Raw genomic sequence first — 16,662 nt, 5'->3', positions numbered from 1 at the left:
GGTTATCCTCCTACAAACGGTTACTGCACTTGTCGCTGCGGGAAAGCTCTTGCTTGCAGCAGGGACATATTATAGGGAGTATATCATAACATGAATACAATTACAGCTTGATCGGCAAAAAATGAATGACGATTGGAGGAAGGTTATGCCTGAATCTGGGGGATTGCAGCGAGACGAGGCTTTATCGGCCAACGTTCAGAATTGGATTCAAGATCAATGCGGCGGAGGTTGGCATATACGTCATATTCGTCCCTTGAAGGGGGGGATTTCGTCTGCCGTATATGAGATACAGTTGCAAAGAAATGAACAGCGTGCACTTTGGGTGCTCCGTCAGTATATAGACCGGGACTGGCTTGAGGAAGAGCCTGATGTGGTGACTCATGAGACATCCGCACTTAACATCGTACATCGGCATGGGATTAAATCACCGAACTGGATCGCGTCCGATCCAGACGGGAGGCATTGCGGAGAACCGTCTGTTCTTATGACGCGCTTGCCGGGGGAAGTCGTTCTTATGCCGGACGATCTTACTAGCTGGCTTGCAGGAATAGCTCAAACACTAACCGATTTGCACCGGAAAAATGTGGAACCCTTTCCATGGTCTTATTACTCATACATCGATCCATTTCAATTTCGCCTTCCGGATTGGACGACCAGACCGGAGGCTTGGAGGGAAATAGCCCGGATGATCAAGGAGCCCCCGCCGGTCAGTACGCCACGGTTCATTCATCGCGATTACCACCCCGCGAATGTGCTGTGGGAGCGTGGACAGGTTTCCGGAGTCGTCGATTGGGTCAACGCCTGTCTAGGTCCGCCAGGAATTGATGTCGGACATTGCAGGGTCAACGTGGTTCAGCTTCACGGGCAGGAGGCAGCCGACCATTTTCTTGATCTTTATTACGATCATATGCAGGGCGAACGAGGGATCGAGTATGCTCCTTACTGGGATATGTTGACTCTTGCGGGTTACGTAGATGAGGAACTTATAGTATATCAGGGGTGGCTGGATCTTGGAGTAACCCATTTACACAAGGATCTGTTAGCTGCACGTCTGGACGAATATGCCGAAAGTCTGCTGCGAAGATGTTAGAACAACGTGAATAGCGGGGAGCGGCGGTAGAACAAACATAGAGGGATGTGCGCATCATTGAAACATTGGAAAGCTTATTTTGTTTTCGTTAAACCATATACAAAATGGATTATCCTAACCTTATTTATTGGCGTATTAAAATTCGGGATTCCGTCATTGCTTCCGTTAGTGCAGAAATATGTCATTGACGATATTTTGCTAAATAAGACGATTGGGCTGCAGGAGCAGGTATCCCAGCTGATGATCGTGCTCGGGGTAACCCTTTTTCTTTTTGTAATCGTCCGAGGACCGGTGGAATATGCCCGCCAGTATTTCGCGCAACTGATTACGGCAAAAATACTATTTGATTTGCGGAACAAGCTGTACAGCCACCTGCAGCGGCTTTCGCTTCGCTATTATCAGAATACTAAAGTAGGGGAGATCATCTCCCGTTTCATTAATGATGCGGAGCAAACAAAAAATATCGTAGAAGTCGGCATGATGAATGTGTGGCTTGATGCATTTACGCTTGTGTTCGTGCTGGGGTTCATGTTCTATTTAGATCCGGTGCTCACTCTTGTTGCGATTGCGATATTTCCGCTTTATGCGATTGCGGTCAAAGTGCTGTACAAACGTCTTAAGATTCTGACAAAAGATCGCTCCGCAGCCCTTGCAGGGATTCAGGCGTATCTTCACGAGCGAATTCAAGGCATCTCTGTCATTCGCAGCTTTGCCTTGGAAAGACATGACCAGGCTAAGCTTGAAGGCATTAACGGAAATTATCTAAACAAAGCGTTAGCCCATAGCCGCTGGAATGCCTGGACTTTTGCAATCATAAATACGTTGACAGACATCGCTCCGCTGCTTGTGATCGGTTACGGGGGCTATCAGGTGATTCAAGGGAACTTGACATTAGGAACGTTCATCGCTTTTTTCGGATATTTAGATCGTTTGTATTCTCCCCTGAAGCGTTTGATCAACTCCTCCACCGTACTGACCCAGGCTTCCGCGTCCTGGGAACGGGTGCTTGAATTGCTGGAAGAGCCTTATGATATGGTCGATAAGCCAGCCGCTCTAGCTTTAGCGGGGGGAAGCCACGGCATTGCGCTGCGCAATGTATGGTTTAAGTATCACATCGAAGATCCATGGGTGCTGAAGAATATTACGATCCAGATCAATCCCGGCCAGACGGTGGCCTTCGTCGGGATGAGCGGCGGCGGAAAGTCCTCTCTCGTTGGCTTGATTCCTCGGTTTTATGATATTCAGAAGGGAAGCCTGACGGTGAGCGGACGGGATGTGAAAGATTGGACGATGGAGAGCTTGCGCGGCTCGATCGGCATGGTTCTGCAGGATAATTTTCTGTTCAGCGGCAGTGTTCGTGACAATATCCTGCTCGGCAATCCCGACAGCAGCGAGGAGGCTGTGTACGAAGCAGCCAGGGCGGCGAATGCGCATGAATTCATTATGGAACTCCCGAATGGCTATGATACGGAAGTAGGGGAACGAGGAGTCAAGCTGTCCGGCGGACAAAAGCAGCGAATTGCCATTGCCCGGGTGTTTCTGAAAGATCCGCCGATATTGATCCTCGATGAAGCTACCTCTGCGCTTGATTTGGAATCCGAGCATCTCATACAGCAGTCGCTTCAACAGCTTTCAAGGAGCCGAACGACCTTAATCGTCGCTCATCGGCTGTCCACAATCACCCATGCCGATCAAATTATCGTGATGAAGAACGGCAGCATCGCTGAACGGGGAACGCATGATCAACTGATGGACAAGGCCGGAGTTTACGCACAGCTGTACAATATTCAAAATTTGAATCCATAAATGTGAAAATCGCCCATGAAGCTTAGGTACTAGCTTCATGGGCGATTCTATTTCATTGAAATGGGCGAGGCTTCTAAAGCTTGCCGATAAAGAGCGACAATATCCCAGCAGCGATCAGCGGCCCGACCGGGACCCCTCTGAAGAAAGCCACGCCAAGCACTGTACCGATCAGCAAGCCTGCGACGATCGTCGGCTGGTTGCCCATCAGCAGGGCTCCTCGTCCGCCAAGCCAGGCAACGAGCATGCCGACAGCAATAGCGAGCAGGGATTTCCAATGGAAAAAGGAAGACCAGAGCACGGAAAGAGGAATTTTGCCACTGGCAACCGGAGTCATAACACCAATGGTCAAAATAATGATCCCCACAGTTAAACCGTACTTTTCCAGCCATGGAAACGCCGTATGCAGCTGCAGCACCCGAATTAGCAGTAGGAAGATCATCGCTATCGTTATCGGTAAATTGCTGCTGAAGATACCCAGCGCCGCGAGGAAGAGCAATAGGAGCGAGGTGATATCGACTTGGCTCATCCTATGTCTCATCCGATCTGGAGGCTGTAATATGCTCCGCTATCAGCACGCCATGCTTGCGGCCAGTCTCTATGAAAACTTCATTCGCATTGCTTCCGGAAGCAATAACGCCAGCAACATACAGACCGGGAACATTGCTCTCCATCGTTTCCGGATTGAAGATCGGCTTCTCCGCTTCTCCAGACATTTTGACGCCTGCTTGGAACAGCAGCTTCCGATCGGGATGAAAACCAGTCAGGGCAAGCACGAAATCATTCAGTAATTTTTCACGACCCAGTTCCGATTCGACAATAACGTGATCCTGACCGATGTCAATGACGCGGGAGGATAAGCGCAGATCGATTTTCCCCCGATTGACCATGCTTTCAAAGATAGGTCTGACCCATGGCTTGATCTGTTCCGAAATACTGTCCCGTCGATATACGATGGTAACCTCGGCATCTACACGAATCAACTCCAGGGCGGCATCGACCGCGGAATTGCTTCCTCCGATGATCGTCACCTTCGTACCTGCATACGGGTGGGCTTCTTGGAAATAATGGGATACCTTATCCATCTCTTCCCCAGGTATGCCAAGCATGTTCGGATGATCGAAATAACCTGTGGAGATGATGACATTACGCGCTTGATACTCCCAATTCTCGCCGCTTCGGGTAACCGAATGCACGATGAAGCTGCCATCCTGCTGGCGATGGATTTCCGTTGCTTCCTCATAGGAAGCAATGTGTAAATTATAACGTCGGCTAACTCCACGATAATAGGCCAAGGCCTCATGGCGGAATGGCTTCTCATTCGGGGTCGTGAAGGGGATATCGCCGATTTCCAGCAACTCTGGGGTACTGAAGAATTGCATATGCGTTGGGTAAGAATAAATGGAGTGTACGAGACAGTGCTTCTCCAGCACAAGGACATGTAATCCTCTTTTTTGGCATTCAATCGCCGCGGAGAGTCCGCAAGGACCAGCACCGATAATTATGACGTCTTGCATGGTAGTCCTCCTAGTTCATGTAGTTCAAATGACGTAAGTCGAAACAATACCATCCTACAGCAAATAAAAAGTAATATCCATATGTTCAGAACCAAAAGGCGAGAACTAGTCGATGGAGAAATGATCAATTGTCTCTGAGCGGCAGCCAGGCGAGAACGTCTTGAATACGCGCATCCCAATACGCCCAGTCATGGGCTCCTGGCCCTTCCTCATAAGTGAGCTCAAACCCGGCCTCTATGCAGGCATCTCGGAATCGAATATTATCATCGTAAAGAAAGTCCTCGGTGCCGCAGCATTGGAATAAACGCGGCGCAGTTTCGGGATCGGCTGTTTCTAGCAGTTTAAATAGGTCATCCTCCGTACCTTGGGGGCCTTGAGGCCCGAAGATATGCCGATACAAAGACTGATCGTCGATCGAACGCCTTACTTCGTCAATTCGGTTGACGGATACGTCCAAGGCGCCGGACAGGCTAGCAGCTGCGCTAAACACGTCAGGTTTTCTCAGGGCGAGCTTGAAGGCGCCGTACCCGCCCATCGATAGGCCAGCTACAAAAGTATCCTCGCGGCGCTCGGATAAGGGAAAGAACGAACGGCATATGTAAGGAAGCTCCTCGCTGATAAACGTCCAGTAGCGTTTACCCGCATTCATGTCCGTATAAAAGCTAACATCGACCTGCGGCATAATGACGGCGAGCCCAAGCTCGGATACGTATCGCTCTATCGATGTGCGGCGGAGCCATATTGAATCATCATCAGACAAGCCGTGCAGCAAATATAAGGTGGGAAATGGGCCGGATATCTCGCTGCTGCCCATCCCGATTTGCGATTTGGCCCGCTGTGGCAATATGACTGTCATGGAAGTGGAAAGACCTAGTACCTCAGAGAAAAATCGGCATTGAATTAAAGCCATCGTATTAGCTCCTTTTTAGAAATAATCTTAAAAAAATTATAACATTATCCTCTAGATTACAGATCATCGAAATATGGGTAAAGTGGTACATTCCGATCATTTGACGATATGGTCAGGCTTTACCTACGGTATACTTTTTGGCGAGTGAGCTAATCGCTCCCTTTTGATCGCTCTCGGACAAATACGGCAGGAAGCCGATGCTGCTTCGCTCGGGCTTTGCTCTTTGTTTGGTGTACGTGTTGAACGCCTTTGTCAGAAATCCATAGGAGTTAGTTCTTGTTCGTATTCTTACCGGATTATTATCCGGTTATGTTCCTTCAGCCATTGCATGATTGCGACAAATACTCCATAGAAAAAAGTCGGGTTCTCGCTCGGCATCATGTCTACCGCAGGGGCGGCAGGCGGCATTATCGGCCCATTGGTAGGGTAAACGGCTTGCTTCTTACCAACGGCGGTCATGCTAAAATTTAAGCCAAGGTCAAGGATCAGCAGTCCTTCAGGCAAAAGCTCCTCGGCAGTTTGAGTTTAATCTGTTCCATTTGGGTTAAATAACCATTAAGGGTCAGGGAATTTATTCCTGGTTCCGCTGTGAGTAGCGCGTGAAGGGGAGGAGGATATGGCGATCGACCGGTTTATATTAAAAAAACTGCAAACCTGTACCTACCAGCCAATGAAGAAAAATCTGCTCCGCTTGTTTATGATTCGAGTTGAGAAAGCTTGGCACGAAGAAGAGGCCCTGAAGTCGGCAGTTGAGTAGCCGTTGCTTCGGGCCTCTATTCTTCCATTCCATTGAAAAATAGGAGAGCATAAACAAAATGAAGTAAGCAAGCATTAGAAGTTTATAGAGAGAATATTAATAGAGAGAAAGCGCCAAGGAGTCATATTCACTTTTGCTGTGCAATATAGCTTCTGAGCCTTCGATTTCAATACTGATTAGCGAGTTCAGGCATTTCTTCAAAGCTTGTTTACCATTATTGAACTTGTTCTCCAGTGCGTTAGTCAGCAGCTTGAGCGTCCGTTGAATCGGCTGCTTGCTATCGACATTGAAATAAACAGGTACCAAATTGTCTTGGAAGTTAATAAGTATTTTCATGCGAATCACCTCTTACAGTGGTTTCATAGTACATATTGTAAAGCAGAAAACTTAAAAATAGATTAAGAAAACATTATAATTCAATTAATCTTTGATGATATTTTCACAAAAAAGAAAAAATATTTTCTTGGTTTTTTCTATTTTACTTACGAAAAAGAGGGCAGAAAAGTTTCAAAACAGCTAAAAAGTTAAGATCATACTCCTATTTTTATGGGTATATTGTAATAGATTACCAAATTATTCCGAGCAAATATGATACAAATAGTGGTATGATAATGTTGAGATTATGACAAAACTGTAAGGAGTGTTTCAAATTTTGGAAAAAGGGTTAATGGTATTGCGTGAAATTTGCGTGAAATTTAAGTTACGCTTAACCCTGCAAACATTCCTAGGTTAGTAGTACTGATTTCAATCGAGTTGGATAGAAAATATAGGATTAACGAGTCATACCCGATAAGTTGAGGAGGTGGGCAGATGTTAATTGCGGATGCTTCCCCGAGTGGAGTGGTTACGCTGGAGTCCAAAGAATTGATCTATTTAACCGATCTGCTCGGAGCGAACCGTATGATGGGCAAGGAAGATCCCTTTCGCGGATTTCTATTGAATGAGCCGGATGAGGACTCGGATCTTGTCCGAGAATCCTTGATCAAAAAAGGCTATCTAACGCCTCGCGGAAGCGAGGATGTGCTGACGATGCCCATGCATGTCATGTCATCTCTTGTAGCCGTTTCCTTGGCAGAGAAAGCCTGTTGGGTAAAATTTCGCAAGGGAACCGAAATGTATGAACAATTTCTACATATTGCGGATGAGTACGTTGTCAAAGTGGAAAGATCCAAGGATAATCCGAGGCTGCACCAGTTGGACGAAATCAGCGAGGTGCACAATGTGTGCGGAAGCTTGGCGGGGAATATGATGTGGAATGCGCATTGCCCTGGCGAGCTGCCTGCACTCATGCTGTCCAGGCGGCAGTTTGAGGAAATTGTCCGGCAATTGGATTATCTGGATATAGAGGATGTCATGGTGGAGCTGCTGAAGATCACGGATGATCAGGAGGGTGTTATCTCGCTGGCTAAGTGCTTGAAGACTCAAGTGGCTAGGGGAGATATTCGTTTTTTTGCCTGGAATGGGGATCAGTGGGAGTCTCAGCAAGCGCAGTTTATTAACAATCATTCGATCAATTGGTTGCTCCGCTCCAGCACGAAGGTGGATGAGGACTGGCTTATCGCTACCCCCACGCAGAAGGATCAATTTAAAGAAATGCTGCTGCACTGGTTTCAAGAGCCCTGCGGTTATGCGGGACGCAGTCAGTAGTTCATTTTAGGGAGGATCAAAATTGAGCCGACTTGATTTCGAGCTTGCGGAGTTGAAGGAACGGGTCGCGCGGCTGGAAGAGCAGGTTAGCCAGTATTATGAAGCGCCTAAGCGCGGCAGCTATGTTCGTTGGTTTTTAGCCGGCTTTCTGACGATTGCTGGACTAATGATTCTGGGACTTGTTTTATTAGCCATCATTCAATTTATTGGTTGGTAAATTTTATGTTGTTTCAATGTTAATTTGCTTGTCCGGTGATTAAATCACACCCTATTTTGGGTAATCTTGAAACAGACGGCAGAGCGGAAGAAATGAGCTGGCATGTCTTATCTTATCACTCAACCCAAAATTCCAGTAGGAGTGTGACCTTCATGACGGATAAGCAGGGTAATCAACTTCGGTTTCAAGGAAAGACCGCAATTGTTACGGGGGCGGGTTCCGGAATCGGAAAGGCAGCTGCCATTAAATTGGCCAGAGAGGGAGCGAAAGTAGCTCTGTTTGATTTGATAGATGATCGTACGCGCAGTACAGAGCATCAAATCAATCATATTTATCGGGGGGTGTCACGCTCCTTTGACGTCGACGTATCTGATCCCGTGCGCATGGAGCAAGCGGTGGGGGAAGTGGCGGAGCAATTTGGCCGGATCGATATCGTGTTTGCCAATGCAGGAATTAACGGCACGCTGGCCCCGGTGGAAGAAATGTTGTTTGAAGATTGGCAGCGCACGCTAGGCATTAATTTAAACGGGACTTTTCTTACCGTTAAGCATGCCGTGCCTTTTCTAAAAAAACAGGGCGGCGGAAGTATTATTATTACGAGCTCGATCAATGGAAACGACCGTTTTTCCGGATTTGGGATGTCGGCTTACAGCACGACTAAGGCGGGACAGGTAGCCTTCGCCAAAATGCTTGCCTTGGAGCTGGCGAAATTTAAAATTCGCGTCAATGTCATCTGCCCCGGGGCAATCGCGACGAACATTGACTCCACATCTGAGGTAAGCGAGGAGCTGGAGGGGATTATTATTCCTGTCGAATACCCGGAAGGGGCGCAGCCTCTGGCAGAGGGGCCTGGGCAGCCGGAGAACGTGGCCGATTTGGTAGCGTTTCTCGCTTCCGATGAATCGGTGCATATTACCGGAGCCCGGATCGTAATTGATGGAGCGGAATCTCTGTTATAGTTAAACCCAAGGAAGCCCTGTCCCACTTGGCGCATCGTCAAGGGACAGGGCTTTGTGCTGCTGTAGGACAAACGAGGTCTGTGTGCTAAAATGTCGATAGACGTTTTTCTATTGAAGGAGAAGAGGATGACTACGCTTCCAATTGATGAGGTTATACCAGAACTGAAAGCTTGTTTGGAGTCGGCTAATATGGCGATTCTGCTTGCGGAACCGGGTGCGGGCAAGACGACGCGCACGCCGCTTGAGCTGCTCCATGAGCCTTGGCTGAAAGGACAGGCCATCGTCTTGCTGGAGCCGCGGCGCCTGGCAGCACGCTCTGCGGCGATTTATATGGCTCAGCAGCTCGGCGAGCCTGTTGGGCAAACCGTGGGCTATCGGATAAGAACGGAGAGCAAAGTATCGGGACGAACGAGGATAACGGTTGTGACGGAGGGCATCCTGACGCGGATGCTCCAGCATGATCCGGCCTTGATGGGGGTTGGACTCATTATTTTTGACGAGTTCCACGAACGGAATTTGCATGGCGATATCGGATTGGCGTTGGCGCTGCAAAGCCATGAGCTGCTCCGCAATGATTTGCGGCTGCTCGTCATGTCGGCGACGTTAAATGCGGAGCCGCTGGTCACGCTGTTGGGCGGGGCGGCTGTGATCCGCAGCCAAGGGCGGGCGTACCCGGTGGAGACCAGGTACGCCGACGCTCCCGCAAGCCAAGCTCCCTTAGAGCAAACGGTGACGCGCGCGGTACGCAGCGCGCTTGAGCGCCATGAGGGGAGCTTGCTTGTTTTTTTGCCCGGCGCAAAGGAAATTCGCCGGGTGGAGCGGGCGCTGGCACCCACGGTGCCCAGCGGCGTGCTCGTTACGCCGCTATACGGCGCGCTGCCTGCGCAGCAGCAGCAGCGGGCTATAGCGGCAGCGCCGACGGGCAAGCGCAAGGTGGTGCTTGCCACGTCGATCGCGGAGTCGAGCCTGACGATTGAAGGCGTGACGGTGGTGATCGACAGTGGTCTGCGGCGCACGGCGCTGTTCTCTCCGCGCACCGGCATGAGCCGGCTCGTAACTGTGCGCGCGGCCCGGGATTCTGCCGATCAGCGGCGGGGTCGAGCCGGGCGCACGGCTCCCGGCGGGTGCTACCGCCTATGGAGCGAAGCGGAGGATCGGCTGCTGCCAGAGCGCACCGCGCCGGAGATGCTGGAGGCGGATCTAACGCCGCTGGCCTTGGAGCTCGCGGCCTGGGGTGCAAGCTCGCCCGAGGAGCTCGCTTGGCTTGATCCGCCGCCAGCGGGACCGTATCGGCAAGCTCTGCGGCTGCTTGGGCAGCTCGGGGCGCTGGATGGAGATGGGCGAATTACCGAGCACGGCCGCAGGATGGCCGAGCTTGGACTTCATCCCCGCTTGGCGCATATGCTGCTCAAGGCTGCGCAACTAGGTCTTGGCAAACCGGCTTGCCTGCTGGCTGCTTTGCTGGAAGAACGGGATTTGTTTAGAGGCTCTGCGGCGGTCGGAGAAGATTGTGATATTCGCAGTCGACTGGCTTTACTGATGAATTTGGAGGGCACTCATAAACAGCGTGGCATGCCGGTCCATTCGGCCGAGGAACGAGACATTCAGCGGATTATCGCTATGAGCGGACAGTATGAGCGGAGGCTGGGAATCAAGGAGCAGGAGAGCCCCGCAGGCTCTGGCGACAATAAAGGGTATCTGGCTTGCGGAATCCTTATATCTTTTGCTTATCCGGATCGCATTGCGGGGCGTAGGGCGGATGGCAGATATTTGCTCCGCAGCGGCCGCGGGGCGATGTTCGCAAGGAAGCAGCCACTAGGAGAAGCTCCATACCTCGCCATTGCCGAGGTAGATGACGAGGGAGCAGAAGGGCGTATTTTGCTGGCTGCTCCATTGGAAATAGCGGATTTGGCGGAGCATTATGGCGAGTATATGAAGGAAGAGCGACTGGCGGAATGGGACGAGGAAGCCGGGACGGTTCGCGTTCGTCTACGGGAGACGCTGGGAGCGCTTGTGATCAAAGATCGACCGGTGCAGCCTGCGGCTGAGGATTTCACAAAGGCCATATTGGCTGCCGTATCTTCGCAGGGTGTTCAGATTCTGCCTTGGAATGATAAGGCTCGTCAACTGCAGGCTCGCGTCGGCTTTTTACGCAAGCAAAGCGAGCGGTGGCCGGATTGGTCGGATGCTGTACTGGCTGAGCGAGCCGAGGAATGGCTGGCGCCATATATTGCAAATTTTCGCAAACGCTCGGATTTGCAAGCTCTATCTCTTTTGTCGATTTTGGAGAGTGAATTGGGCTGGGAGCTTCGCCAAGAATTAAATACTGAAGCGCCGACACATTTGACTGTACCGAGCGGCTCCAAAATCCTGATTCACTATGACCAGGGGGAAGCGCCGTATGCAGCGGTTCGCTTGCAGGAAGTGTTCGGTATGCTGGATACCCCGCGCATCGGCTATGGGGCGGTTGCGATTATTATGCATCTGCTCTCTCCGGCAGGTCGGCCTGTGCAGGTTACAGCTGACTTGCGCAGCTTTTGGCACAATGCGTATTTTGAAGTGAAGAAGGATTTGAAGGGCCGTTATCCTAAGCATTATTGGCCGGAGGACCCGCTTCTGGCCACGGCGACACGGAGGGTGCGTCCAAAATAATAGCGAAGATCACTAGTTAGGCAAAAGCACCGATATCTTCGGACTTTAGAGCAGAGCGAATAAACCTCGTTCTGCTCTTTGCGATTCCTGAAGACATTTATCCAAGTGAAGTGTCATGCACTTGTCAGTTTTTTGGCTATGGCGTATATTCTGTGGAGTATGCCAACTATACTTTTATCATCATTATAAAGGAGATTGGGCCATGAAGATTAGAGTTTTAGTCGTTGACGACCATCCGCACGCTCGTGAGGCTATCGGTGAAATTTTATCGGATGACGAGAGCTTTGAAATCATCGGCTATGCAGAAAATGGGGAAGAAGCCCTGCTACAAACGGAATTATGGATGCCTGATCTTATTCTGATGGATATTCATATGCCGGGAAAAGATGGTCTGGAGACAACGAGAGAAATCAAGCTGAAATATCCCTACGTCAAAATTGTGCTTATTACCGTTTCGGATGATGCCGCTCATTTATTTGAAGCGCTGAAGCAAGGGGCGCAGGGTTATTTGCTCAAAAATCTGGAGCCGGGCACCTGGCTTCAATATTTACGGGCGGTTGCCAGCGATGAAGCGCCGTTGTCCAGCGAGTTGGCCTACCGGATTTTGCAAGAGTTCCCGCTATCTAAGAAGAATAACAACGACGATCATCCTCTTACGAGCCGCGAGCGTGAAATTTTGGATTGGGTGGCGAAAGGGATGACCAATCGAGAAATCGCTAAGGAATTACAAATTTCCGATCAAACGGTGAAAAATCATCTGAAAAATATCTTGCAAAAATTGCATTTGGAAAATCGTGTACAGTTGACGAGGTACGCAATGGAGCAAGGCTGGATCGACCGTTAGCCCCTAATTACAATATTTCAATATATGAAAAATTCACAATAAAAAGCACAAAATTAATTCCTTTGCTTCGATCGCCAATTCCTTCTGCTATCCTCGTCCTTAGCAGCTATTCAAATCGTATCAAAGGGCAATTGACCCCCTGTTGTGAAAAATTCATAACTGCTCTATACTTGTAAAGTGAGAGCAGGAGGTGAGAGAATGGCTTTTATGATCGCGCAGCGGGCTTATATCAAGCTGTATTTAATCACGATGGTAGAAGAGCGCAAAGGCTATGGCTACCAGATGCTTGAAGAGTTGAAAGAGGAGTTTAAGCCATTCGGCTACATTCCTCCGCAGAGTGAAATTTATCGGGCGCTTCATGAACTGGTGCAAGAAGGAGTGCTTTACCGGACGAAGCAATTGAAAGGGAATGACCCTGCGGTTGATTTCCAAGAAATCGTCCTTTATTATTTCACTGATGATGGTTATGAGAAGGCCGAATTATATAAAAAGCAAGTCAAAGCCGATTTAGACCGCTGCATCGGAATGCTGAATAAGGCAGTAGCCGATAATTACTAAAATTCTTGCATCTGTTTGCATAATTATTCTACAACTAATCCGATTTGTATTGTATTATTTGTCGACTTGAAGTAACATAAATTGTATATTCATAACCGAATATTGTGGAACAGGTGCTTTAGTCGAAAACGATTGAAGCTTAAAAGGGAAGTCCGGTGTAATACCGGCGCGGTCCCGCCACTGTAACAGAGGAGCTGGAAGCGATAGTGCCACTGATGATCATTCATTGGGAAGGCTGCTGTCCAGCTGTGATTCTGAAGCCAGGAGACCTGCCTGTTCTGCCAGCACTGCTGTACCTACGGGAGATAGGGAGGTGTTAAAGATTCGAGCCATCGCAAGTCATGACGAAGGTCCTCTTTAGCCATTCCAGCTATAGGGGACTTTTTTGTTGTTGAATAAACATACACTAGGGAGGAAAAAACAATGAGTCATACTGTTAAAAGCGGAAATTTAGGCTATCCGAGAATCGGTGGACAGCGGGAATGGAAGAAAACGATTGAAGCCTATTGGGCGGGCAAGTTAGAAGAGAAAGAACTGCATGAGCAGCTGGCGCAAATCCGGCTCAATAATTTACAGCAGCAGCAGGATCAAGGCGTTGAGGTTATTCCCGTAGGAGATTTTACGTATTATGACCATGTCTTGGATATGGCCGTTATGTTTGGTCTAGTACCGGAGCGGTTTACGTATAGCGGCGGCGAAGTGCCAATGGAAACATACTATGCAATCGCTCGGGGAAATAAAGAAGCGACGGCCAGCGAGATGACGAAGTGGTTTAACACGAACTATCATTATATCGTTCCTGAGCTTGGCGCACGACAGCCGCAGCTCACGGTCAATCGACCGCTTGCAGCATACCGAGAGGCAAAGGAAAAGCTGGGCATTGAAGGCAGACCAGTACTGATTGGATTGTATTCTTTCCTTAAATTATCGAAGGGCTTCAATGAAGCTACGGAATGGGATCACTGGGTAAGCCTGCTTCTGCCTTTATATGTACAAGTTTTAAAAGAGCTGACTGCAGAAGGCGTCGCTTGGGTTCAAATCGACGAGCCATCTTTAGTGACTTCAGTAACCAGCGAAGATGTCGCGCGAGTCAAAGCGATTTATGATACGATTCAACGGGATGTTCCGGGAATTTCGATTCTTTTGCAAACGTATTTTGAAGCGGTTGATCGTTACGAGGATGTCGTTTCATTGCCTGTGGCAGGCATTGGCTTGGATTTCATTCATGGCGGAGAGGCCAACCTTGCCTCTCTTCGCAAATTCGGGTTCCCACAAGGCAAGAGTCTAGGAGCCGGGGTCGTTGATGGCCGCAATATATGGAGAACTGATCTGTATCGGCAGGCTGAACTGCTGCAAGAGATTATATCCTTAGTCCCAGATGCGGACGTTATCGTTCAGCCGTCCTGCAGCTTACTGCATGTCCCTGTATCTGCCAAGCAGGAGCAGGCTTTAGAGCCAGCGCTTCGTGAGGCTTTGTCCTTTGCAGAGGAGAAACTGGACGAGATCGTCGCGTTAAGCAGAGCAGCTATTCAAGGCATCGAAAGTGTTAAGTCCGCATTTGAAAATAATCGCATCGCTCTGGAGAATCTGGCTAAAGATCCGGCACGGAACCGGGCAAGCGTATCGGCTGCGGTTCAGAAAATTTCCACGGAACCTGTGACTAGAAATAGCGAGTTCGCGATTCGCCGTAAGAAGCAGAAGGAGAAATGGCATCTGCCTTTCCTTCCGACAACGACGATCGGCAGTTTCCCACAAACGGCAGAAGTGCGTTCAGCCCGCCAGAAATGGCGCAAAGGCGAGTGGAGCCAGGAGAAGTATGATTCCTTTATTAAGGAACATATCCAGAAGTGGATTTCATTGCAGGAGGAAATCGGCATCGATGTGCTGGTGCACGGTGAATTTGAAAGAACCGATATGGTAGAATTCTTCGGTGAGAAATTGCCGGGCTTCGCCTTTACTAAAGGCGGCTGGGTTCAATCCTACGGTACGCGCTGTGTGAAACCGCCTGTCATCTACGGGGATGTTGATTTCGATCAAGCGATGACGGTGAAAGAGACCGAGTATGCGCAGTCTTTGACGGACAAGCCGGTAAAGGGAATGCTGACGGGCCCAATTACGATTCTGAACTGGTCCTTCGTGCGCAGTGATTTGCCGCGGGAGCAGGTGGCATATCAAATCGCGCTGGCACTGCGTAAAGAGGTTGAAGCACTAGAGCAGGCAGGTATTGAGATGATTCAGGTAGACGAGCCGGCACTGCGCGAAGGGCTTCCGCTGAAGCGTGAGGATTGGAATAAATACCTGGATTGGTCGGTCAAAGCGTTCCGCGTCACGACATCGACGATCCGGGATACGACGCAAATTCACACTCATATGTGCTACTGCGAGTTCCATGACATTATTGATTCCATTCGGGCTTTGGATGCGGATGTCATCTCCATCGAGACCTCACGCAGCCACGGCGAGCTAGTTCACAGCTTTGAAGAGCATACGTATGATTTAGGCATCGGCCTTGGCGTATATGACATCCACAGTCCGCGAGTGCCGTCGGTTGAGGAAATGACCTCCATGCTCGATCGTGCGCTCCAAGTGCTGGATCCCGAGCTGTTCTGGATTAATCCAGACTGCGGCCTTAAGACACGTGGGGTTGAAGAGACGGTGCAGTCTTTGAGAAATATGGTGCTTGCTGCCCAGCAATACCGTGCCAAAGAGTCCGTAACCAGTACAATTTAATTCGCGGGTTCTTATTATAAATAAGTGAACAATAAGACTACCTTGAATGGGTTAATAATAACCTGCTGGGTAGTCTTATTGTGTTGCATAAATATAGCAAAAGCACTTATACTCTCTCTATATGCAGGAGGAGATCATGAATGTTACTGGAATGGGAAATTATATTAAAGCTGATTATCGCATTGCTGTTCGGCTTATTCATTGGCATTGATCGTCAATTGAAACAAAAGCCACTAGGCATTAAGACCAGTATGGTTATCTGCATCGCCAGTTGTTTGGTGACCATCGTATCCATCCAATCATTTGCCAAATTCGCCGGTCCGGATCATCCGAATATGGACCCGATGCGTTTAGCTGCGCAAATTGTCAGCGGGATTGGTTTTCTTGGGGCAGGGGTGATTCTGCGTAGAAGCAATGAGGGGATTTCCGGTCTGACATCGGCAGCGATGATTTGGGCGGCTTCGGGCATCGGCATTGCCATCGGGGCGGGCTTTTATCTGGAGGCGGCGCTTGCGGTGATACTGCTCATCTTAGCGGTCAATTTCGTTCCTTATATGATCAAATGGCTTGGGCCATATAAATTGAATCAACGTGACGTTTCCGTCAAAATCGTGATGGAGGATCGCGGCAATGTCACTGACCTTATCCGAATTATTGAAAGGAAGGATGAGAAGGGGCCTGAGGCCAAATGGAATCGTCATCGCATTCGCCGTCTGAAGATTAAAGATTTAGAGGAAGGACGACAACGGATCGACATGGTGATTTCCGCTTCGGAGCGTGAGTATACAACGGAGATATATCATTTTATTCGAAAAATAGAACATGTCATCAGTGTTGAAGTGGAAAATTTGTAGCTTAAGTAACTTTCCAATATATTAATCCGTTCTTTTATTAACCTTTTATTCATAACTACGTGTTTAGACCGTGATATGATAGAACTGCTTTAGATTTTTGAAAAACCACCTAAAAGGATGGATT

General features: G+C 49.1%; 15 protein-coding genes, 1 pseudogene and 1 riboswitch. Of the genes and pseudogenes, 12 read left to right on the top strand and 4 right to left on the bottom strand.

Annotation, left to right across the window (positions count from 1 at the left end):
• Positions 1-145 precede the first annotated feature (145 nt).
• Positions 146-1,090, top strand: a complete 945-nt coding sequence (locus CZ379_RS18820) for a phosphotransferase family protein (protein WP_234404955.1) — start codon at positions 146-148, stop codon at positions 1,088-1,090.
• Positions 1,091-1,147: 57 nt separating this feature from the next.
• Positions 1,148-2,896 (top strand): ABC transporter ATP-binding protein, encoded by a 1,749-nt coding sequence (locus CZ379_RS18815; protein ID WP_110933024.1) that lies wholly within the window; start codon positions 1,148-1,150, stop codon positions 2,894-2,896.
• 73 nt (positions 2,897-2,969) lie between these two features.
• Here CZ379_RS18815 and CZ379_RS18810 read toward each other — a convergent pair whose 3' ends face one another.
• The 3 genes from CZ379_RS18810 to CZ379_RS18800 all read right to left on the bottom strand — a co-directional run bounded on the left by CZ379_RS18810 (position 2,970) and on the right by CZ379_RS18800 (position 5,320).
• Positions 2,970-3,422, bottom strand: a complete 453-nt coding sequence (locus tag CZ379_RS18810) for a DUF441 domain-containing protein (RefSeq protein WP_110933023.1) — start codon at positions 3,420-3,422, stop codon at positions 2,970-2,972.
• A 1-nt stretch (position 3,423) separates the two neighbouring features.
• Entirely contained in the window at positions 3,424-4,410 is a 987-nt protein-coding gene (locus CZ379_RS18805; RefSeq protein WP_110933022.1) for a YpdA family putative bacillithiol disulfide reductase, read from the bottom strand.
• Between the two features lie 124 nt (positions 4,411-4,534).
• Complete coding sequence (locus CZ379_RS18800) at positions 4,535-5,320, bottom strand: alpha/beta hydrolase (RefSeq protein WP_110933021.1); 786 nt, start codon at positions 5,318-5,320, stop codon at positions 4,535-4,537.
• 73 nt (positions 5,321-5,393) lie between these two features.
• Here CZ379_RS18800 and CZ379_RS26755 point away from each other — a divergent pair.
• Positions 5,394-5,747, top strand: a pseudogene (locus CZ379_RS26755) (MFS transporter); the annotation flags it as partial.
• A gap of 189 nt (positions 5,748-5,936) precedes the next feature.
• Positions 5,937-6,077: a hypothetical protein gene (locus tag CZ379_RS26295; protein WP_199925682.1), complete on the top strand. Its 141-nt coding sequence runs from the start codon at positions 5,937-5,939 to the stop codon at positions 6,075-6,077.
• A gap of 96 nt (positions 6,078-6,173) precedes the next feature.
• Here the strand turns inward: CZ379_RS26295 and CZ379_RS18790 are convergent, their stop codons facing one another.
• A complete protein-coding gene (locus CZ379_RS18790) occupies positions 6,174-6,413 on the bottom strand; it encodes a hypothetical protein (protein ID WP_110933020.1) in 240 nt (79 codons plus the stop codon).
• Between the two features lie 474 nt (positions 6,414-6,887).
• Between CZ379_RS18790 and CZ379_RS18785 the strand changes: the two genes are divergently transcribed.
• The 8 genes from CZ379_RS18785 (at position 6,888) to CZ379_RS18750 (ending at position 16,538) form a co-directional block, all read left to right on the top strand.
• Entirely contained in the window at positions 6,888-7,724 is an 837-nt protein-coding gene (locus CZ379_RS18785; RefSeq protein WP_110933019.1) for a hypothetical protein, read from the top strand.
• 22 nt (positions 7,725-7,746) lie between these two features.
• Positions 7,747-7,941 carry an SH3 domain-containing protein gene (locus CZ379_RS18780; protein ID WP_110933018.1) on the top strand — a complete coding sequence of 65 codons (195 nt, stop codon included), beginning with the start codon at positions 7,747-7,749 and terminating at the stop codon, positions 7,939-7,941.
• Positions 7,942-8,093: 152 nt separating this feature from the next.
• Positions 8,094-8,900, top strand: a complete 807-nt coding sequence (locus tag CZ379_RS18775; protein WP_110933017.1) for an SDR family oxidoreductase — start codon at positions 8,094-8,096, stop codon at positions 8,898-8,900.
• A gap of 126 nt (positions 8,901-9,026) precedes the next feature.
• A complete protein-coding gene (hrpB, locus tag CZ379_RS18770) occupies positions 9,027-11,552 on the top strand; it encodes an ATP-dependent helicase HrpB (RefSeq protein WP_110933016.1) in 2,526 nt (841 codons plus the stop codon).
• A 202-nt stretch (positions 11,553-11,754) separates the two neighbouring features.
• The gene (locus CZ379_RS18765) at positions 11,755-12,396 is read left to right on the top strand and encodes a response regulator (RefSeq protein ID WP_110933015.1); all 642 of its coding nucleotides are present in this window, start codon (positions 11,755-11,757) and stop codon (positions 12,394-12,396) included.
• Between the two features lie 198 nt (positions 12,397-12,594).
• Complete coding sequence (locus tag CZ379_RS18760; protein ID WP_110933014.1) at positions 12,595-12,954, top strand: replication termination protein; 360 nt, start codon at positions 12,595-12,597, stop codon at positions 12,952-12,954.
• A gap of 94 nt (positions 12,955-13,048) precedes the next feature.
• Positions 13,049-13,245, top strand: a riboswitch (cobalamin riboswitch).
• Between the two features lie 132 nt (positions 13,246-13,377).
• The gene (gene metE / locus CZ379_RS18755) at positions 13,378-15,684 is read left to right on the top strand and encodes a 5-methyltetrahydropteroyltriglutamate--homocysteine S-methyltransferase (RefSeq protein WP_110933013.1); all 2,307 of its coding nucleotides are present in this window, start codon (positions 13,378-13,380) and stop codon (positions 15,682-15,684) included.
• A 140-nt stretch (positions 15,685-15,824) separates the two neighbouring features.
• Positions 15,825-16,538: an MgtC/SapB family protein gene (locus CZ379_RS18750; protein WP_110933012.1), complete on the top strand. Its 714-nt coding sequence runs from the start codon at positions 15,825-15,827 to the stop codon at positions 16,536-16,538.
• Positions 16,539-16,662 lie beyond the last annotated feature (124 nt).

It is taken from the genome of Paenibacillus bouchesdurhonensis (assembly GCF_900155685.1).
In the GTDB taxonomy this organism is placed as follows: domain Bacteria; phylum Bacillota; class Bacilli; order Paenibacillales; family Paenibacillaceae; genus Fontibacillus; species Fontibacillus bouchesdurhonensis.
This window is presented reverse-complemented; position numbering and strand designations above follow the sequence as displayed.